The organism is Pseudomonas sp. FeS53a (assembly GCF_000931385.1).
Taxonomy (GTDB): Bacteria; Pseudomonadota; Gammaproteobacteria; order Pseudomonadales; family Pseudomonadaceae; genus Metapseudomonas; species Metapseudomonas otitidis.
The window spans coordinates 91,412-110,622 of sequence record NZ_JYFT01000008.1 but is presented as its reverse complement, the minus strand read 5'-3'; the positions used below and the strand labels follow the sequence as shown (position 1 = coordinate 110,622).

The window sequence follows — 19,211 nt, the reverse complement described above, 5'->3', positions numbered from 1 at the left end:
GTCATGTAGCTATTGAAGCGCGAAATCCAATCGTCGGTCAGCTTTCGTCAGAGAATAATTTTTTTCGGGGTCAGGGGTTTACAAGCAAAAACCCGAACCGTATAGTTCGCGCCCACAACGTTGCTGACGTTGTAGTGTGAAGACGGTGAGCAATCATCGCACGCAGTGCCCAGGTGGCGGAATTGGTAGACGCACTAGGTTCAGGTCCTAGCGGTGGCAACACCGTGGAAGTTCGAGTCTTCTCCTGGGCACCACTCTTCAGAAACACGGCAATGCGCCGGGTTTCAACATAGGGACGCAGCACTCCCTGTCGACTCGGTCGATCAAGTGCAGCAAAAGTCGATGAGCGATCATCGCAATGTGCCCAGGTGGCGGAATTGGTAGACGCACTAGGTTCAGGTCCTAGCGGTGGCAACACCGTGGAAGTTCGAGTCTTCTCCTGGGCACCACTCTTCAAGACAAAGCCGAGCAATGCTCGGCTTTGTGCTTTCTGGCATTCCCTCATCACGCCTTGAACTGCCCGAGACTGGACTTGAGCTGAGCCGCCAGGCCATCCAGCAAGCGCCCGCTGCTGGCCGTGGCCGCGACAGCCTCGGCTGCAAGGCGCGCCTCGGCGTGGATGACATCGACCCGCCCGCGTACCGCCCCCGCTCCCTCGGCCTGATGCTCAGCCGCGCGCGCCGCAGTCCGTACCGCCTCGTGCACACCTTCGACCGCCTGCTGGACGCTCTGCTGCAGGCGCTCGCTGTCCCGCAGGGCGTCGATCCCTTCGGCGGCCCGCGCACGGGCCTGGGAGATGGCAGCCACCGCCTCCTGCGCACCTTTTTGCAGCGCACCGATATGAGCCTGGATGTCACCGGTGGATTGCTGGGTCTTGCTGGCCAGCGCCCGGACCTCATCGGCGACCACGGCGAATCCGCGACCGCTTTCCCCTGCGCGCGCCGCCTCGATCGCGGCGTTGAGCGCGAGCAGGTTGGTCTGCTCGGCAATACCGTGGATCACCGAAAGCACGACCTCGATCTGCTCGCTTTGCCGCGCCAGGCGCTCGATGACTTCGGAACCGTTCTGGACCCGCTCCTCCAGGGTTTCGATCAGCCCACCCACCTTGCGGGCGATCGCTGCACTGTCCTGGGTGGCTTGGCGGATCTCACCGACCTGCTGGAGCGCGGTCTGCATGGCATGGCTCTCGGCCTGGGCCTCGGCCGCCATCTGGCCCAGAGCCTCCAGGCTGCCGGCGACTTCGTTGCGCTGCCGATCAGCGGCAGCCTCGGCCGCCCTACTGCGCTCCGCCAGGGAGCGGATCTCCGAACCGGTGCGCACCGCCACCTCGCCCGCTTCACGGACGATCGGCTGGAGCTTGTCGATGAAGCGGTTAACCGCACCCGCCATCTCCCCCACCTCGTCACGGCTGTCGATCTGCACGCGCCGGGTCAGGTCACCCTCGCCCGCCGCCAGGTCATTCAACGCGGATATGAGCAGGCGCAGGCGATTGACCACCCGATGCCCCAGCACCACCGCCAGGACCAGCAGCACGCCCAGGCCGACCAGCACGAGCGCCAGACCGATGCGCCAGCGCAACTCGTGGGCAGCGCCCTCAACGGTGTTCTGGGCACCGGTGCTCATGCTGCTGGCTGCATCCTGGGCAGACTTCAAGCGCGCCGTGAGTACGGCCGTGCTACCGGTAGCCGCCCCCGCGAGACTCTGCGCCACGAGGTCGCCGCTGCTGGCGATGAGGGCACTGAAGCGGCTGTCCAGGGCTTTCAACTGGGTTTCGACGGAGGCGGTGGAAACGCCGAGGCGCACCTTGCCGATCTCTACTCCGTTGGGACTGATGGAGGCCTCCACCAGATAGACAGAGGGGTCGTGGGCCGCTGCATCCAGGACCTTGTCCAGCGCGCGCTCACCCTGACCTTTGTCCAACAGAGCCTTGATGACTTCGTTCTCGCGATTGAGATAGCGGGTCAGGTGCTGACCCTGAGCATCGTCGTAGATCACGAACAGCACATTGGGGTTGCGCTGGGCGCGCCGAGCGAATTCGGAAAGGGTGGGGATATCGCTGTCCCACATGGCGCGAGGTGCTACGGCCGCCAGCAGTTGGGCCAGGTCGTTGGCGGATGCCTTCAGGCTCTGCTCGAGGGATTCGCGCAGCTGCCCCTGCTCGGCCTTCAACCGCTCGGAAAGGGAGGCGCTCAGGCGTTCACGGGTCTGGGTGGAGAGACTGGAAAGGCTTCCCGACACCTCCTGCCCCGCCTGAGCCAGTTCGCCGGACAGGCGCTGGGTGTCATCCCCCAGGCGCTTGCCAAGGTCCGTGACCAAGGCATCGACCGTGCCCCGAGTCAGTGCAACAGCCACCACCACCTGCACCAGCAGGGCGATTCCGAGGGCGATGAATACAGGCCGCAACAGGCGGCTCTGCAGGAGGGAAAGGATGGCGGACACGACGATTACTCCTCAACGACCGTTCTGGGTTAACGGCGACTTCCGGGATTTATATAGGTCCTCAGCAAGGGGCATGCCGCAAATTTTTGAAACCCGGCCCATGGAGTGTGGCTGCGACGGGGCGGACGCGCGGAGGGGAAGGAGAAGGGGTCGACGAACGGTCGCTGTCTCGCAAAGAAAAAGGGCCGCATCAGCGGCCCTTTCTCGTTCATCGCACTCAGGCGTAGGGATGGCGCAGGACGATGGTCTCGTTGCGATCCGGGCCAGTGGAGATGATGTCGATGGGCGCCCCCACCAGCTCTTCCACGCGCTTGATGTAGGCGCGGGCGTTGGCGGGCAACTCTTCGAGGGACTTGGCCCCGACGGTGGACTCGGTCCAGCCCGGCATTTCCTCGTACAGCGGCTGCAGGCCGATGTAGCTGTCTGCATCGGTCGGCGCGTCGTCCAGCAGGTTGCCGTTCTGGTCCTTATAGCCGGTGCAGATGCGGATGGTTTCGAGGCCATCCAGCACATCCAGCTTGGTCAGGCACAGGCCGGAGATGCTGTTGATCTCGATGGCGCGGCGCAGGATGACGGCATCGAACCAGCCACAACGACGGGCACGACCGGTGGTGGAACCGAACTCGTGGCCACGCTTGGCCAGGTATGCACCGGTGTCGTCGAACAGCTCAGTGGGGAACGGGCCGGAGCCGACACGGGTGGTGTAGGCCTTGGTGATACCGAGGATGTAGTCCAGGTACAGCGGGCCGAAGCCGGAGCCGGTGGCGGTACCGCCAGCGGTGGTGCTGGAGCTGGTCACGTAGGGGTAGGTGCCGTGGTCGATGTCCAGCAGGGAGCCCTGGGCGCCCTCGAACATGATGTAGGCGCCCTGCTTGCGCAGTTCGTGAAGGCGGGCAGCGACGTCGGTGATCATCGGCTTCAGCAGCTCGGCATAGCCCAGGGCTTCGTCGAGGGTCTTCTGGAAGTCGACGGCCGGCTCCTTGTAGTAGTTCTGCAGGACGAAGTTGTGGTAGTCCAGCAGCTCGCCCAACTTGGCGGCGAAACGCTCGCGGTGGAACAGGTCGCCGATACGCAGGCCACGGCGGGCAACCTTGTCCTCGTAGGCCGGGCCAATGCCACGACCGGTGGTGCCGATCTTGGCGTCACCACGCGCCTTCTCGCGTGCCTGGTCGAGGGCCACGTGGTACGGGAGGATCAGGGTGCAGGAGGGGCTGATGCGCAGGCGCTCGCGAACCGGTACGCCTTTCTCCTCGAGCTTGGTGATCTCGCGCATCAGCGCGTCCGGCGCCACAACCACGCCGTTGCCGATCATGCACTGCACGTTCTCGCGCAGGATGCCGGACGGAATAAGGTGCAGGACGGTCTTCTCGCCATCGATCACCAGGGTGTGACCTGCGTTGTGGCCGCCCTGGTAGCGCACGACAGCTGCAGCCTGGTCGGTCAGCAGGTCGACGATCTTGCCTTTGCCCTCATCACCCCACTGGGTGCCCAGGACCACGACATTCTTACCCATAACACTTGTCCTCTTCGGAAGCTCGATGCCGGCGCGCGCCGGCGGGAAAACCTTAAACCAGGGGCGCAACCTGCCAGCGCCCATCCTGCAGGATCAGCTGGCGATCGCATGCCACTTCCTGCGCACTGCCCACATCCTGGCCCGGCAGCGCCTGAACGACACGCTGGCCTTCGCCACGCAGGCGCTTGATTGCCTGCCAGAGGTAGACGTCATGGACATCCGGTGCCCAGATTCCGGCGGGCGCATCATCCAGCTGCATGCGCCCCAGGGTCACCAGGGTCTTCAGATCGGTGGAGAAGCCCGTTGCGGGGCGCGCACGCCCGAAGTCGGCGCCGATGTCGTCGTAGCGACCACCCTGGGCAATGGACTGCCCTTCACCTGGTACGAATGCCGCGAAGACCACGCCCGTGTGGTAGTGGTAGCCACGCAGCTCACCCAGGTCGAAGTACAGCGGAAGCTCCGGATAACGTAGCTCCAGCTCATCCGCGATGGCGACGAGTTCATCGAGCGCGACATGGACCTCTTCGGGCGCATCCACCAAGACGCCCTGGGCAAGCTCAAGAACCTGGCGATCACCGCAGAGCTCGGCGAGGGAGCGAAGCATCCCGGCCAGGTGTGCAGGGAGGCCTTCGGTCAGCTCGGCCACCTCATCGACCGCCTTGCGTTGCAGGGCGTCGAAAAGACGCTGCTCAGCTTCGCCGGACAACTCGGCAGCACGGGCAAGACCACGGTAGATACCGACATGACCAAGGTCCATGTGCACGTCCGGCACATCGGCCAGCTCGAGCATCTCCAGCATCAGGCTGATGACCTCGACGTCGCTGGCCGGGCTGGCATCGCCATACAACTCGGCACCCAGCTGGATCGGGCTGCGGGAGGTGGAAAGTGCGCGCGGCTTGGCATGCAGGACACTACCCGCATAGCACAGCCGGTTAGGCCCTTCGCGACGCAGGGTATGGGCGTCCAGGCGCGCAACCTGGGGCGTGATGTCGGCGCGGAAGCCCATCTGCCGTCCCGATTGCGGGTCCGTGACCTTGAACGTACGCAATTCAAGATCCTGTCCGGCGCCCGTGAGCAGGGATTCGAGAAATTCGATGTGCGGGGTTACCACGAAGTCGTAGCCCCAGCGCTGGAACAGGTCCAGTACCTGGCGGCGGGCTGCCTCGATGCGCGCCGCGTCGGGCGGCAGTACTTCTTCGATTCCGTCTGGCAGCAGCCAGCGATCTACCGTTGCCATTTCGCCACTCCCCTCTTAGCTGGGCGGCAAGCCTTCAGTGAAGCAGATACAGGAGGCCGGTCCCCAGCAACATGCTGGCGAGGCCCATGAGGCGGAGATGGCGATCCTTCAGACTCGCCAACCCAAGCACCGCGGCGCGCCAACGGCGCGGATAGAGGAAGGGCAGGATGCCTTCCAGCACCAGCACAAAACAGATCGCTATGCCGATTTCCTGCCACATGATTCCCGCGGACGCAAAAAAGCCGGGATTTCCCGGCTGGCCCATCATAACACGTTTTCCCGGAGGGTCACCCCGGCGGTCAGGTTCGTCCGCCGGGGGTGCATCCTCACTTGGCCTTGTTCAGGAACTGGAAGAACTCGCTGTGCGGGTCCAGCACCATCACATCGCTCTTCTTGGCGAAGCTCTCGCGGTAAGCCTGCAGGCTCCGGTAGAAGGAATAGAACTCCGGGTCCTGGCTGTAGGCCTTGGCATAGATGGCAGCCGCCTGGGCATCACCATCACCGCGAAGCTCTTCGGACTCCCGGTAGGCCTCGGCCAGCAGTACACGGCGCTGACGGTCGGCATCCGCGCGGATACCTTCTGCCAACTCGCTACCCTTGGCGCGATGCTCACGCGCTTCCCGCTCGCGCTCGGTGCTCATGCGCTCGAAAACGCTGCGGTTCACCTCGCGAGGCAGGTCGATGGCCTTCACGCGGACGTCCACGACCTCGATACCCAACTCCTTGCTGGCCATGGTGTTCAGCGAACGCGTGATATCGGCCATCAGGCCATCGCGCTCACCGGACACCACTTCATGCAGGGTGCGCTTGCCGAATTGGTCGCGCAGGCCGGCCTCGAGACGACGAGAGAGCCGCTCGTCCGCAATCTGCTTGAGGCCGGACGTAGCGGTGTAGAAGCGCTCAGCATCGGAGACCCGCCACTTGGCATAGGCATCCACCATCACCGCTTTCTTCTCCTGGGTCAGGAAACGCTGGGTGGGTGAATCCAGGGTCAGCAGGCGCGCATCGAACTTACGCACCTGGTTGACGTAGGGGATCTTCACATGAAGGCCGGGCTGGACATCCGCCTCGACGATACGGCCGAACTGGAGGAGAACCGCTCGTTCGGTCTGGGCCACGATGTAGAAGCTGCTCCAGGCTACCAGCCCGAGCACGACAGCCCCGATCAGGGCGATCAGCGACTTGTTACCCATCAGCGACTCTCCCTAGAACGCAGATCGCGCTGCTGCAGATCGGTGGTGACGCGCGAACCCAGGTCGCTGGCCGCGCCGCTCGATGGGGCCGGGGCCGGCATCGCCGCACTGGAACCACCGCGGTTGTCGATCATCTTGTCCAGCGGCAGATACAGCAGGTTGTTCTGCCCCTTGTCACCCGTTACCAGGACCTTGCTGGTGTTGCTGAAGACTTCCTGCATGGTGTCGAGGTACAGGCGCTGGCGCGTGACATCGGGGGCCTTGCGGTATTCAGCCACGAGCTTGGTGAAACGATCAGCCTCACCCTTGGCACGGGAGATGACCTCTTCACGGTAACCGTTGGCCTCTTCGATGATGCGCTGGGCCTGACCACGGGCTTCAGGGATCACGCCATTGGCGTAGGCCTCTGCCTGGTTCTTGGCACGCTGTTCATCTTCACGGGCACGGATCACGTCATCGAATGCTTCCTGCACCTCACGGGGGGCGGCCGCACTCTGGACGTTGACCTGGGTGACGGTGATGCCGGTGCCATAGGTGTCGAGGAAGCGCTGCAGGCGCTCCTTGATCTCACTGGCCATCAGCTCACGGCCTTCGGTCAGCACTTGGTCCATCTCGGTCGAGCCCACCACATGACGAAGGGCGCTCTCGGTGGCGTGCTGCAAGCTCACTTCAGGCTGATCGACGTTCAGCACGAACTTCTGCAGGTCGCTGATCTTGTACTGCACAGTGAGCGGCACTTCGACGATGTTCTCGTCCTCGGTGAGCATCTGCCCCTGCTTGCTGTAGGCGCGCTCGCGGGTGACGTTCTCCTGGAACTTGCGATCGATCGGCGGGAAATAGATGTTCAGGCCAGGCCCAACGGTCTCGTAGTACTTGCCGAAGCGAAGTACCACCGCCTGCTCCTGTTCATCGACCACGTACACCGCGCTGTAGAGCCAGCCCAGTACAAGGATGAACAGGGCGATACCCAGCAAACCGAAGCCACCGCCACGGTTTTCATCGCCGCCTCGTTTCTTGCCGCCCCCGAACAGGCCATTAAGGCTGTCCTGCAGCTTGCGGAAGGCTTCGTCCAGATCCGGCGGTCCCTTGCGGTCACCGCCACGGCGGCCACCCCAGGGATCCTGATTGTTCGAGTTGCCACCCGGCTCGTTCCAAGCCATAGCGCTCTCCATACTGATAAAGCAAAGACGCGCCCAAGGCACGTCCGCCAATGCTACCGAAAGCCCGCTATCTGCGGCAAAAAGCCATTCCGCGGCCTTATTGCAAAGTGTGTTGCTCGATGAACGCCTGGGGTTGCCAGCCTTCGCGACTGACAAGCCGGTTCAGCTCGACACGCGGCAACCTGACCGCCAGCAATGTATCGCCAGCCTCATCGTGCTGCTCGCTCTGCACGGCCCCCAATGCGAAGAACTGCGCCCGCAGGCGCCCCAAACGCTGCGGTAGCTTCAGGGTCCCTACGAAGAGGTCCTCCCCCAACAACTCGGCAATCGCTTGCTCAAGCAGCTCAAGCCCTTTGCCCTCGCGGGCAGACAACCAGACACGCTCGGGCTTGCCATGCTCGTCTCGCTGGATCTGCGGTTCCATGGATTCCAGCAGGTCGATCTTGTTGTAGACCTCCAGCATCGGCAATCCATCGGCACCGATCTCCCCCAGTACCGCCAGCACTTGTTCGATCTGCGCCATCCGCTCAGGCTCATGAGCATCGATAACGTGCAGCAGCAGGTCGGAGTTGCTGGACTCCTCAAGGGTAGCCCGGAAAGCCTCGACGAGCTTGTGCGGAAGATGGCGGATAAAACCCACGGTATCTGCCAGCACGATCGGCCCCAGATCGGCCAGCTCGAGCCGGCGCAGCGTGGGGTCCAGCGTGGCGAACAATTGGTCTGCCGCATAGACCTCGGACGTGGTCAGGGCATTGAAAAGCGTGGATTTACCCGCGTTGGTATACCCCACGAGTGACACGGAAGGGATATCCGCTCGCTTGCGGCCACGCCGGGCCTGCTCACGCTGGCTGCGGACCTTTTCGAGGCGCTGCTTGATCTGGCGGATGCGCACGCGCAGGAGGCGACGGTCCGTTTCCAGCTGGGTTTCACCGGGACCACGCAGGCCAATACCGCCCTTCTGGCGCTCCAGGTGGGTCCAGCCGCGAACCAGACGGGTGCTCATGTGTTCGAGCTGCGCGAGCTCCACTTGCAGCTTGCCTTCATGGGTCCTGGCGCGCTGGGCGAAGATATCGAGGATCAGACCGGTGCGGTCCAGCACCCGGCACTCGAAGGCGCGCTCGAGGTTGCGCTCCTGGCTGGGTGTGAGGGTGTGATTGAAGATGACAAGCTCAGCCTGCTCAGCTTTGACCAGATCGTGAAGCTCCTCGACCTTGCCGCTGCCGATCAGGTATTTGGCGGTCGGCTGGTGACGGGAAACGGAGATGAAGGCCACCGTATCCGCACCAGCCGATCGAGCCAGCTCCTGGAATTCCTGCGGGTCTTCTCGCGCCTCAGGATCATGGCCTTCCAAATGAACAAGGACGGCACGTTCACCACCACCTGGGCGTTCGAAAAACAAAGCAGACTCCTATCAGGCGTTACCGGGCTCAGGCTGCTCTTGTTCGCTGGCGCTGGGCAGGCGGACGGGGCGGCTCGGTACAACGGTGGAAATGGCGTGTTTGTAGACCATCTGGCTGACGGTGTTCTTCAGCAGGATCACGAACTGGTCGAAGGATTCGATCTGGCCCTGCAGCTTGATGCCGTTGACCAGGTAGATGGAAACCGGTACGCGTTCCTTACGCAAGGTATTCAGGTAAGGGTCTTGTAGCGAATGCCCTTTTGACATATGCCGCACTCCTGTAGGGATCTAATTCGTATGAGTTGTCAAATGACGAGAAAGTTGGCCGCCCTACCCCCAAGGATAGACGGTAACTGGCGAGGTCTTAGCCCAATATGGAGACCGACTCCAGGTATTTCAAGGCGCGCGGCAGATTGTCGCAAGCCAGGCTGTCGAGCCAGTGCAAATCGGCCCAACTGCGTAACCAGGTGAACTGTCGCTTGGCCAACTGGCGCGTGGCAATGATGCCTCGCTCCTCCATTTCGGCCCGGGTCAGGTTGCCCTCGAGGTATTCCCATACCTGGCGGTAACCCACAGCCCTTATAGACGGCAATCCTGCGTGCAAGTCACGTCTTTCGCGCAGGTTTTCGACCTCTTGGACGAACCCCTGTTCCAGCATCAGACGAAATCGTTGCGCAATTCGTGCATGCAAAACCTGGCGATCCGTAGGAGCAATCGCCAGCTGCGCGACAGTATAAGGCAAATGCCCCGCCCCAGCGGGGCCGGCGTCGTGATTTTGCGACGCCTGTCGACGCCGCAGCTCACTCATGGAAACACCGCCAGAGAGGTACACCTCCAGCGCCCGGGTCAGGCGCTGGGGATCATTGGGATGAATGCGCGCCGCCGACTCGGGATCGACCGCTGCCAGCTCCTGATGCAAGACCTCCCATCCCTCCCGCGCAGCGCGGGCTTCCAGCTCAGCCCGTATGGCCGGATCCGCACTGGGCATGTCCGCCAACCCCTCCAGCAACGCCTTGTAGTAGAGCATCGTGCCGCCAACCAGCAGCGGTATGCGTCCGCGGGCGGTGGCATCCGCCATGGCGGCCAGCGCATCCGCGCGAAAATCCGCAGCTGAATAGGCGTCGGCAGGGTCGAGGATATCGATCAATTGATGCGGGTAGGCTTCCAGCGTGGCGCGATCCGGCTTGGCGGTGCCGATATCCATGCCGCGATACACCAGGGCGGAATCAACGCTGATCAACTCGCAGGGCAGTGCCTGGGCCAACTCAATGGCCAGATCGGTCTTCCCCGCAGCAGTCGGCCCCATCAGGAAGATGGCGGGCGGCAAACGCTCCCCCATCTCAACGGCCCCGCAGGAAGAGCTTGTCGAGGTCGTCCATGCCCAACTGGGTCCAGGTGGGGCGCCCGTGGTTGCACTGGCCGCTGCGCTCGGTCTGCTCCATGTCGCGGAGCAGGCCATTCATCTCCGGCACGGTCAGCCGGCGATTGGCACGCACCGCGCCATGGCAGGCCATGGTCGCCAGCAGCTCGTTCAGGTGCGCCTGAATGCGGTCGCTGGTCCCGTATTCGAGCAGATCCGACAGCACGTCCCGCACCAGTTGGGAAGCTTCGGCCTGCTTCAGCAATGCCGGTGTCTGGCGGATCGCCAGGGTCTCCGGCCCCAGTCGCTGCAGCTCGAAGCCAAGCCGCTGGAACCAGGCCGCGTGCTCTTCGGCGCAGTCTGCTTCGCGCTGGCTCACCGCCAGGGATTCCGGCACCAGCAACGGCTGTCCTTTGAGCCCCTCGCTGGCCATGGCGATCTTCAGGCGCTCATAGGTGATGCGCTCGTGAGCCGCATGCATGTCGACCAGCACAAGCCCCTGAGCGTTTTCCGCAAGGATGTAGATGCCCTTGAGCTGTGCCAGCGCATAGCCCAGCGGCGGAATATCGCCCTGGCTTTCCGGCAGGCTCACGGGCGCCGAATCCGGCAACGGAGCGAAATACTCGCGGTAAGCCGCCTGGGCCTCGGCCGTCCCTACAGGGCCGGCAGGCCGGGACGGCGGCGCATAACCGCCAGACGAGGCTGTCGGTCGCCAGGCAGGCTCGGCCACAGGGCGTTCCAACACATTGGCGGCCAGGCTCATCTCGCCCTGGGGACCGAACTCGCCCGCTTCCAGGCCGGTAGGGCGAACCACGGGCGCGACCGCCGCAGGCGCGGCGAGCTGGTCTTCGGGACGCACCTCGCCCAGGGCGCGATGCAAGGTTCCGTAGAGAAAGTCATGGACGGTGCGCCCTTCACGGAAACGCACCTCGTGCTTGGTGGGGTGCACATTCACGTCCACCGCAGCAGGGTCCAGCTCCAGAAACAGCACGAAGGTCGGATGGCGACCGTTGTACAGCACATCGCGATACGCCTGGCGCACCGCATGCACCACCAGCTTGTCCCGCACCATCCGACCATTCACGTAGAAATACTGCAGGTCCGCCTGGCTGCGGGAGAACGTCGGCAGCCCCACCCACCCCCACAGGTGCAGGCCATTGCGCTCCACCTGGATGGGCAGTGCCTGTTCCAGGAAAGCAGAGCCGCACACGCTGGCAACGCGCCGCGCGCGGGAAATTTCGTCACGGGCCTCATGCAGCGCGAATACCGTCTTGCCGTTGTGGCGAAGGTGGAAGGCCACATCGAACCGCGCCAGGGCGAGACGCCGGATGACCTCCTGCAGATGCTCGAACTCGGTCTTCTCGGCCCGCAGGAACTTGCGCCGCGCCGGCGTGTTGAAGAACAGGTCGCGCACCTCCACCGAGGTTCCCACCGGGTGGGCGGCAGGCTGAACGCGCGCTTCCATGTCGCGCCCTTCGGTCTCCACCTGCCAGGCCTGGTCGGCATCCGCCGTGCGCGAGGTCATGGTCAGCCGTGCCACGGAGCTGATGGAAGCCAGTGCTTCGCCCCGGAACCCCAGGCTCATGACCCGCTCCAGGTCATCCAGGTCGCGGATCTTGCTGGTGGCGTGGCGCGCCAGGGCCAGGGGGAGGTCATCGGAGGGGATGCCGCAACCGTCATCACGGACCCGCAGCAGCTTCACACCGCCCTGTTCGACCTCCACGTCGATCCGACGCGCACCGGCATCCAGGCTGTTTTCCAGCAGCTCCTTGATTACCGAAGCCGGGCGCTCGACCACCTCGCCGGCGGCGATCTGGTTGGCCAGGCGCGGGCTGAGCAGGTGGATGCGGCGCAGCTCTGCCATGTCGCTCATGGCTGGGCCGCCAGAGCCGTGGCGGCCGGGATGCTCAGGGTCTGGCCGACCTTGATGGTGTCGCTCTTCAAACCGTTGGCGTTGCGCAACGCCACCAGGCTGACCTGGTAGCGCTGGGCGATGAGCGCGAGGCTCTCGCCGGACGTGACGATATGCTCACGCGGGCCGGCGGCGATCTTGCCCGCATCACGCAGGGAGGCAATGTAGGTTCCCGGCGGCGGGTTCTGCACGAAGAACTGCTTGATGCCGCTCTGGATGGAGCGCGCCAGCGCCTGCTGATGCCCTGCTGAGGCCAGCTTCTGGGATTCCTGGTGGTTGGAGATGAAACCGGTCTCCACCAGGATCGACGGGATGTCAGGGGACTTAAGCACCATGAAGCCCGCCTGCTCGACCCGGCGCTTGTGCAGCGGCGTGACGCGCCCGATGTTGGTCAGCACCTTGTGCCCGACGTTCAGGCTGGAGGACAGCGTGGCCGTCATCGACAGGTCCAGCAGCACACCGGCCAGCATGCGGTCCTTGTCATCCAGGCTGACGCTGCCCACACCGCCGATGAGGTCGGAACGGTTTTCGTTGTCCGCCAGCCAGCGGGCCGTCTCGGACGTGGCGCCCCGGTCGGACAAGGCGAAGACCGAAGCACCGAACGCGCTGCGGCTCGGCGCCGCATCGGCGTGGATAGAGACGAACAGGTCGGCGCCCTTCTTGCGGGCGATCTCGGTGCGCTTGCGCAGCGGAATGAAGTAGTCGCCGGTACGCACCAGCTCGGCGCGGAAGCCCCGCTCCTGGTTGATCTGGCGCTGCAACTCCTTGGCGATGGCCAGCGTCACGTCCTTCTCGTGCTGCCCCTTGGGCCCGAGGGCGCCCGGGTCCTCGCCGCCGTGGCCGGCGTCGATGGCAACGATGATGTCGCGCTTGCCACCGGAAACCGGCGGCAACTTGCCGGTGGACGGCTGAGTGGGGGAAACCGGCGGCTGCGGCATGCTGGGCGCCGTCGCAACCTGCGGAGCGCTGGCCTCTTCGGCGGCAGAGGGCTGGTCGTACAGGTCGACCACCAGTCGATTGCCATATTGCTGGTTGGGCGCCAGGGTGAAGCTCTTGGGCGTGACGCCGGGCGCCACGTCAATCACCACCCGCAGGTCGGTCGGCGAGCGCTGTGCCGAGCGGACGCTCTTGATCGGCGTGTTGGCGATGGACAGCTTGTCCAGCTGAGTCCCCAACTGGGCGCCATTGATGTCGATGACGATGCGATCCGGAGCGGTTAGCGTGAACACGCTGTGCTGCACCGGGCCGGACAGGTCGAAGACCAGGCGGGTGTTGTCGGGAGCACGCCAGAGCCGCACACTGCGGACCTCGGTGGCAGCCAGGATATTGGTGGCAAAGGCTGCCAGCAGCAGACCGATCCCGGCAAACAGTGCGCGCGAGCGCATACTCCACCCCATACTCGTCTTCATTCTCCCGTGGCCAAGGCGGCACACCAGGCTTCGCCGCGCGCGGTATGCGGCGAGAAATGCAGCGAGCGGCCGCCTGCATGGGCGCTAATGGTAATGTCAAGGTCCGCCTTTGGCAAAACGCCCTGACCCCGCTCGGGCCACTCGATCAGGCACAACGCGTCGCCCTCGAAATAGTCGCGGATGCCGAGGAATTCCAGCTCCTCGGGGTCGACCAGGCGGTACAGGTCGAAGTGGTAGACCGCGACACCGCCGATCTCGTAAGGCTCCACCAGGGTGAAGGTCGGGCTCTTGACCGCACCGACGTGCCCGAGTCCCCGCAGCAAGCCCCGCGAAAGGGTCGTCTTGCCCGCGCCCAGGTCGCCATGAAGGTAGATAACCCCTCGCCCACCGCTGATATGCCCCAACCGGGCCCCAAGGGCGGTCATGGCGTCTTCTCCCTGGGCGAACAGCTTCAGCTCAGGCACGGCGAATACTCCTCGATCAACTGACGAATGGTAGGTATCAGGTCGCTGGCCGCCAGGCCGCGCCCTTTGAGCCCCTGGCGTTCCCCGGCTACGGCATGCAGCCAGGTGGCCAGGGCAGCGGCCTCGAAGGGTGACAGGTGCTGTGCCAGCAAGGCGCCAACCAGTCCCGCCAGGACATCCCCGAGCCCGGCGGTGGCCATGGCCGGATGCCCCCGATCACAGAGCACCAGGCGGCCATCGGGCGAGGCCACCAGGCTGCCAGCCCCCTTGAGCACCACCACGGCGCTGTAACGCCGGGCCAACGCCAAGGCAGCGGCGGGTCGATCAGCCTGAACCTGGCCGACCTCCACACCCAGCAGGCGCGCCGCCTCGCCGGGATGGGGCGTGATCACGCAATCGGGCGGCAATTGAACAGCACCCGCAGCCAGCAGATTCAGTGCGTCGGCATCCCAGACCTGGGGCAATACAGCGGCCGACAAAACGCTCAGCAAGGCCCGCCCCCAGGGGCCCTGCCCGAGCCCCGGCCCCACCACCAGCACATCGGCACGTTCCACAAGCGGCCGCAGCGTACCCGTCGACTCGACGGCCACGCTCATCACTTCAGGCACCCGCGCCAGGGCAGCGGCCAAGTGTTCGCCCCGGGTCGCCAGGGAGACCATCCCCGCCCCGCTTCGCAAAGCACTCTCGGCACTGAGCAACGCTGCGCCGCCGGTACCACGCTCGCCGCCCACGACCAGCACCTGCCCGTAGCGCCCCTTGTGAGCCGTGCGCGGTCTCGGCAGCAGGGATGGGAGGCCACCGGGCGCCAGCCTGCGGGCCAGGACCGGATGAGCGGCGACCACTTCCGGATCCGCCTTGAGGTCATCGAAAACCAACGCCCCCACATGATCAGGAGCCTGGCCGGTAAACAGGCCGAGCTTGAGGCCGATGAACGTCACCGTCATCGTCGCGACAACCGCCGCCCCCAGCATCTGGCCGGTGTCCGCACTGAGTCCCGACGGAATATCAACGGCCAGCACCGGCAGGCCGCTGCCATTGATCTGGCGGATAGCTGCTTCATAAGGCGCGCGCACCGGTCCGGAGAGGCCGGTGCCGAGCAACGCATCCACCAGCACGCCGCGCAGGGGTCCATCGGCGTGCCAGGCAATGATCGGAACACCTGCTGCCTGGGCCTCGTCCCGGGCCAGCGCCGCATCACCCGCCAGCGCTTGGGGCTCCCCAACCGCCAGGACGCGCACCTGCCAACCTGCGCGAGCCGCCAGGGCCGCCAGCAGGTAGCCATCCCCGGCGTTGTTGCCGCGACCGGCCAGCACAGTCACTTCGCCAGCCTCTGGCCAACGGCGACGCAGGGCCCGCCAGGCGGCATGGGCAGCCCGCTGCATCAGTTCGAAGCCGGGGGTACCCGCGGCGATCAGGCGGGCATCGAGTGCGCGCACCTGCTCGGCGGAATAAAGCGACAGCGGCAGATCATCGACAGGATCGGACATGCGATTCGGTAGTTCAGGCAGGGGTCTGGCAGAATTATACGCACCTCGCCACTGTTTCCCTCTCTCCCGATGCCCCTTTCCCCGCAGCAACTCGACGAACTGGCCGACGCCATCAAGACATGGGGGCGCGAGCTCGGCTTCCAGCAAGTGGGCATCAGCGATGTCGACCTCGGCGAGCACGAGGCGCACCTGCAACGCTGGCTGGAGGCAGGCCACCACGGCGAGATGGACTACATGGCCGCCCACGGCAGCAAACGCTCGCACCCGGACGAACTGGTGCCCGGCACCCTGCGGGTGGTGTCGTTGCGCATGGACTACCTGCCAGGCGACACGCGCATGGCCCAGGTACTCGCCGAGCCCGAGAAGGCCTACGTGTCCCGCTATGCCCTGGGCCGGGACTACCACAAGCTGATTCGCAAGCGCCTGCAGCAACTGGCCGACCGCATCCAGGCGGCCATCGGCCCCTTCGGTCATCGCGCCTTCGTCGACAGCGCCCCCGTACTGGAGAAAGCCATCGCCGAGCAGGCAGGCCTCGGCTGGATCGGCAAGAACACCCTGGTGCTCAACCGCAAGGCCGGCAGCTACTTCTTTCTCGGCGAACTGTTCGTCGACCTGCCGCTGCCCGTGGACGCGCCCCACGGCAGCGAGCATTGCGGTCGCTGCACGGCCTGCATGGACATCTGCCCCACCGCCGCCTTCGTCGCGCCCTACCAACTGGACGCGCGCCGCTGCATCTCCTACCTGACCATCGAGCTGAAAGGCCCGATCCCGGAAGCGTTGCGCCCGCTGATCGGCAACCGCGTGTTCGGCTGCGACGACTGCCAGATCGTCTGCCCCTGGAACCGCTTCGCCCGCCCCAGCGACCAGGGCGACTTCCAGCCGCGGCACAACCTGGACAACACCGAACTGGCCAGCCTGTTCGCCTGGACGGAAGAGGAGTTCCTCAGCCGTACGGAAGGCTCCCCGCTACGCCGGGCCGGCTACGAGCGCTGGCTGCGCAACCTGGCCGTGGGCCTGGGCAATGCCCCGAGCACCGTGCCGGTCCTGGAGGCGCTGCGCGCTCGGCGGGATCACCCGTCCGAGCTGGTGCGCGAGCACGTGAGGTGGGCCCTCGCCCGCCACGGTGCGAGCGAGGCCTGAGGGATCACAGCTTGATGAAGTGATCGCGGTAGTGGCGCAGCTCCGCGATGGAGTCGCGGATATCGTCCAGGGCCAGGTGGCTGCTGCTCTTCTTCACCCCGTCGCGAACGTGAGGCGCCCAGCGCGCGGCCAGCTCCTTGAGGGTGGACACGTCGAGGTTGCGGTAGTGGAAGTAGGCCTCCAGGCTCGGCATCTGCCGATAGAGGAAGCGGCGATCCTGGCAGATGCTGTTGCCGCAGATCGGCGACTTGCCCTTGGGCACCCAGTGTTCGAGGAAGGCCAGGGTCTGCGCCTCCGCCTCGGCGGTGCTGATGCGGCTCTCGCGAACCCGCTGGGTCAGGCCGCTCTGGCCGTGCTGGCGGGTGTTCCACTCGTCCATGCCGGCCAGGATCTCGTCGCTCTGGTGAATGGCCAGCACCGGCCCCTCGGCCAGCACATTGAGGTGGCTGTCGGTGACGATGGTGGCCATTTCGATGATGACGTCGTTGTCCGGATCCAGCCCGGTCATTTCCAGGTCGATCCAGATGAGGTTCTGAGGGTTCTGCATGTCGGAAATGCTCTCTAGGGACAGAGCGCAATTCTAGCGGATTACGCACGCCCCATCGGCCAGAAAAGCAGCGCCGTCTGGCGCCCGACCATCACGGGCAGGGAATGCTGTGGCGCCACGCCCGGCACCTCGAAGGTGTTGCTGACCAGCCAGCTGCCGCTGCGCATCTCCCCAAGGGCCTTCTCCCACAGACGCGGCATGGGCTCCGGCGAGAGAAAGCAGTAGGCCAGGTCAAATGTCGCCAAGTCGGCGCGCCACAGGCTCTGGTAGCGCACGCTGCAATTGCGCAGCGGCAGGCAGCGCAACCAGGCGAGCAGGAACAACAGCGGCGCGGTCTCCACGCCGACGAAGTGCCGCTCCGGGAAGCGCCGCGCCAAGCGCACCAGCAGGCCGCCGGTGCCACAGCCCAGGTCGACGAAGCGCAGTGCCTGTGGCTGCCCATCCAGCCAGTCGCCCAACAGCTGAACAGCCCGGTCGCCACTGAGATAGAGCGGCACGCGCTCGAACACGCTGTTCCAGTTCACCAGCGCCACCAGAACGAAACCCAGCAGGAACAGCCAGGGCGGCAGCGCCAGGTGCTGGACCAGCAACAGCGCCGGCAGGAACGCCAGGTTGATCCACGCCCACCAGCGGGACAGACCGAGCCTTTGACCAATGCCCGCCGCCAAGCCGCCTTCCAGCAGCGCCAGCGCCCATAAAGGCAGGCGCTGCCCCAACAGCCAGGCGAACGCATACACCAGCAGCGCCAGCAGCACGACCGCCGCCCCGTGTGCCAGGAGCGCACGCCCCAACGGCCGACCGAACAGGCCCACCCCCGACTTCATCCACCTCTCCCAACCGTGTTCAGCAGCCGCCCATGCTAGACTCGCCGCGCCCAACCCGCACGAAACTCTACCGACCCGGAAGCCCATGGCCAAACGCCACCTCAGCCGCCGTCAAAGCTGGCGCATCGAAAAAATCCAGGAAGAACGCGCCGCCCGCGCTGCCAAGCGCGAATCGCGCCTGGTCGATGAATTGGAAGGCGGCGACCTCGGCCCCGAGCAGACCGGATTGGTCATCGCCCACTTCGGCGTCCAGGTAGAAGTCGAAGCCCTGGAAGGCGAACTCGCCGGCCAGGTCGTCCGCTGCCACCTGCGCGCCAACCTGCCCGCCCTGGTAACCGGCGACCGCGTGGTCTGGCGCCCCGGCAACCAGGGCAGCGGTGTGATCGTCGCGCAACTGCCGCGCACCAGCGAGCTGTGCCGTCCGGACATGCGTGGCCTGCTCAAACCGGTGGCGGCCAACGTCGACCTGATCGTCATCGTCTTCGCGCCGCTGCCCACACCCCACGCCAACCTGATCGACCGCTACCTGGTAGCCGCCGAGCACGCCGGCATCCAGCCACTGCTGCTGCTGAACAAGTGCGACCTGGTGGATGACCAGAACGGCGCGATGCTCGACAGCCTGCTGGAGGCCTATCGGCAACTGGGCTATGCGTTGCTGGAGGTCTCGGCCCATGGCGGAGGCGGCATGGATGACCTGCGTGCGCGCCTGGATGGCCACACCAGCGTCTTCGTCGGCCAGTCCGGCGTGGGTAAATCGTCCCTGGTGAACAGCCTGCTGCCCGGCGTGGATACCCGCGTCGGCGCACTGTCGGAACTCACCGGCAAGGGCACCCACACCACCACCACCGCCCGGCTGTTCCACTTCCCCGGGGGCGGCAACCTCATCGACTCCCCCGGCATCCGCGAGTTCGGCCTCGGCCATGTCAGCCGTGATGACGTGGAAGCCGGCTTCATCGAATTCCGCGACCTGCTCGGCCATTGCCGCTTCCGCGACTGCAAGCACGACCGCGAGCCGGGCTGCGCCCTGCTCCAGGCACTGGAGGAAGGCCGCATCCATCCACAGCGGATGGGCAGCTACCGGCACATCATCGCCAGCCTCCCCGAGCCGGAGTACTGATGCAGAAAGG

The 19,211-nt window shown here is 65.1% G+C and carries 17 protein-coding genes, 2 tRNA genes and 1 pseudogene; 4 read left to right on the top strand and 16 right to left on the bottom strand.

The window, feature by feature from the left end; all coding sequences use genetic code 11:
• Nucleotides 1-167: 167 nt before the first annotated feature.
• Together SZ55_RS03195 and SZ55_RS03190 are read left to right on the top strand one after the other, a co-directional pair.
• A tRNA-Leu gene (locus SZ55_RS03195) sits at nt 168-254 on the top strand.
• Between the two features lie 108 nt (nt 255-362).
• Nucleotides 363-449, top strand: a tRNA-Leu gene (locus SZ55_RS03190).
• A gap of 55 nt (nt 450-504) precedes the next feature.
• On the opposite strand, the gene SZ55_RS28975 is transcribed toward SZ55_RS03190, so the two are convergent.
• From SZ55_RS28975 to SZ55_RS03125, 14 genes and pseudogenes are all read right to left on the bottom strand, one after another.
• Nucleotides 505-1,389 carry a methyl-accepting chemotaxis protein gene (locus tag SZ55_RS28975; protein WP_442963688.1) on the bottom strand — a complete coding sequence of 295 codons (885 nt, stop codon included), beginning with the start codon at nt 1,387-1,389 and terminating at the stop codon, nt 505-507.
• Nucleotides 1,363-1,623, bottom strand: a pseudogene (locus tag SZ55_RS28970) (HAMP domain-containing protein); the annotation flags it as partial. The gene SZ55_RS28975 and the pseudogene SZ55_RS28970, both read right to left, overlap by 27 nt.
• A gap of 1,033 nt (nt 1,624-2,656) precedes the next feature.
• The gene (locus tag SZ55_RS03180; RefSeq protein ID WP_044401184.1) at nt 2,657-3,952 is read right to left on the bottom strand and encodes an adenylosuccinate synthase; all 1,296 of its coding nucleotides are present in this window, start codon (nt 3,950-3,952) and stop codon (nt 2,657-2,659) included.
• 52 nt (nt 3,953-4,004) lie between these two features.
• Complete coding sequence (locus SZ55_RS03175) at nt 4,005-5,189, bottom strand: ATP phosphoribosyltransferase regulatory subunit (protein WP_044401182.1); 1,185 nt, start codon at nt 5,187-5,189, stop codon at nt 4,005-4,007.
• Between the two features lie 34 nt (nt 5,190-5,223).
• Complete coding sequence (locus SZ55_RS03170) at nt 5,224-5,409, bottom strand: DUF2065 domain-containing protein (protein WP_044401399.1); 186 nt, start codon at nt 5,407-5,409, stop codon at nt 5,224-5,226.
• Nucleotides 5,410-5,515: 106 nt separating this feature from the next.
• A complete protein-coding gene (hflC, locus tag SZ55_RS03165) occupies nt 5,516-6,382 on the bottom strand; it encodes a protease modulator HflC (protein WP_044401180.1) in 867 nt (288 codons plus the stop codon).
• Entirely contained in the window at nt 6,382-7,542 is a 1,161-nt protein-coding gene (hflK, locus tag SZ55_RS03160; protein WP_044401178.1) for an FtsH protease activity modulator HflK, read from the bottom strand. The genes hflC and hflK overlap by 1 nt, the downstream gene beginning before the upstream one ends.
• Nucleotides 7,543-7,639: 97 nt before the next feature.
• Nucleotides 7,640-8,941 (bottom strand): ribosome rescue GTPase HflX, encoded by a 1,302-nt coding sequence (hflX, locus tag SZ55_RS03155; RefSeq protein WP_044401176.1) that lies wholly within the window; start codon nt 8,939-8,941, stop codon nt 7,640-7,642.
• 12 nt (nt 8,942-8,953) lie between these two features.
• A complete protein-coding gene (gene hfq / locus SZ55_RS03150) occupies nt 8,954-9,208 on the bottom strand; it encodes an RNA chaperone Hfq (RefSeq protein WP_003453015.1) in 255 nt (84 codons plus the stop codon).
• A 97-nt stretch (nt 9,209-9,305) separates the two neighbouring features.
• Complete coding sequence (gene miaA / locus SZ55_RS03145) at nt 9,306-10,280, bottom strand: tRNA (adenosine(37)-N6)-dimethylallyltransferase MiaA (protein WP_044401150.1); 975 nt, start codon at nt 10,278-10,280, stop codon at nt 9,306-9,308.
• Nucleotide 10,281: 1 nt separating this feature from the next.
• A complete protein-coding gene (gene mutL, locus SZ55_RS03140) occupies nt 10,282-12,165 on the bottom strand; it encodes a DNA mismatch repair endonuclease MutL (protein ID WP_044401396.1) in 1,884 nt (627 codons plus the stop codon).
• A gap of 5 nt (nt 12,166-12,170) precedes the next feature.
• A complete protein-coding gene (locus SZ55_RS03135; protein ID WP_152644428.1) occupies nt 12,171-13,610 on the bottom strand; it encodes an N-acetylmuramoyl-L-alanine amidase in 1,440 nt (479 codons plus the stop codon).
• Between the two features lie 8 nt (nt 13,611-13,618).
• Nucleotides 13,619-14,047 (bottom strand): tRNA (adenosine(37)-N6)-threonylcarbamoyltransferase complex ATPase subunit type 1 TsaE, encoded by a 429-nt coding sequence (gene tsaE, locus SZ55_RS03130; RefSeq protein WP_442963687.1) that lies wholly within the window; start codon nt 14,045-14,047, stop codon nt 13,619-13,621.
• A 26-nt stretch (nt 14,048-14,073) separates the two neighbouring features.
• Nucleotides 14,074-15,573, bottom strand: a complete 1,500-nt coding sequence (locus tag SZ55_RS03125) for a bifunctional ADP-dependent NAD(P)H-hydrate dehydratase/NAD(P)H-hydrate epimerase (protein ID WP_044401142.1) — start codon at nt 15,571-15,573, stop codon at nt 14,074-14,076.
• 69 nt (nt 15,574-15,642) lie between these two features.
• Here SZ55_RS03125 and queG point away from each other — a divergent pair, with 69 nt between their 5' ends.
• On the top strand, nt 15,643-16,713 hold the full coding sequence (gene queG, locus SZ55_RS03120; RefSeq protein ID WP_044401139.1) for a tRNA epoxyqueuosine(34) reductase QueG: 1,071 nt from the start codon (nt 15,643-15,645) through the stop codon (nt 16,711-16,713).
• Nucleotides 16,714-16,717: 4 nt separating this feature from the next.
• Here queG and orn read toward each other — a convergent pair whose 3' ends face one another.
• Nucleotides 16,718-17,260, bottom strand: a complete 543-nt coding sequence (orn, locus tag SZ55_RS03115; RefSeq protein ID WP_044401136.1) for an oligoribonuclease — start codon at nt 17,258-17,260, stop codon at nt 16,718-16,720.
• A 41-nt stretch (nt 17,261-17,301) separates the two neighbouring features.
• Nucleotides 17,302-18,084 (bottom strand): class I SAM-dependent methyltransferase, encoded by a 783-nt coding sequence (locus tag SZ55_RS03110; protein ID WP_044401133.1) that lies wholly within the window; start codon nt 18,082-18,084, stop codon nt 17,302-17,304.
• 85 nt (nt 18,085-18,169) lie between these two features.
• Here SZ55_RS03110 and rsgA point away from each other — a divergent pair, with 85 nt between their 5' ends.
• Nucleotides 18,170-19,201, top strand: coding sequence for a small ribosomal subunit biogenesis GTPase RsgA (gene rsgA / locus SZ55_RS03105; RefSeq protein ID WP_044401129.1), 1,032 nt, complete (start codon nt 18,170-18,172; stop codon nt 19,199-19,201).
• Nucleotides 19,202-19,211 lie beyond the last annotated feature (10 nt).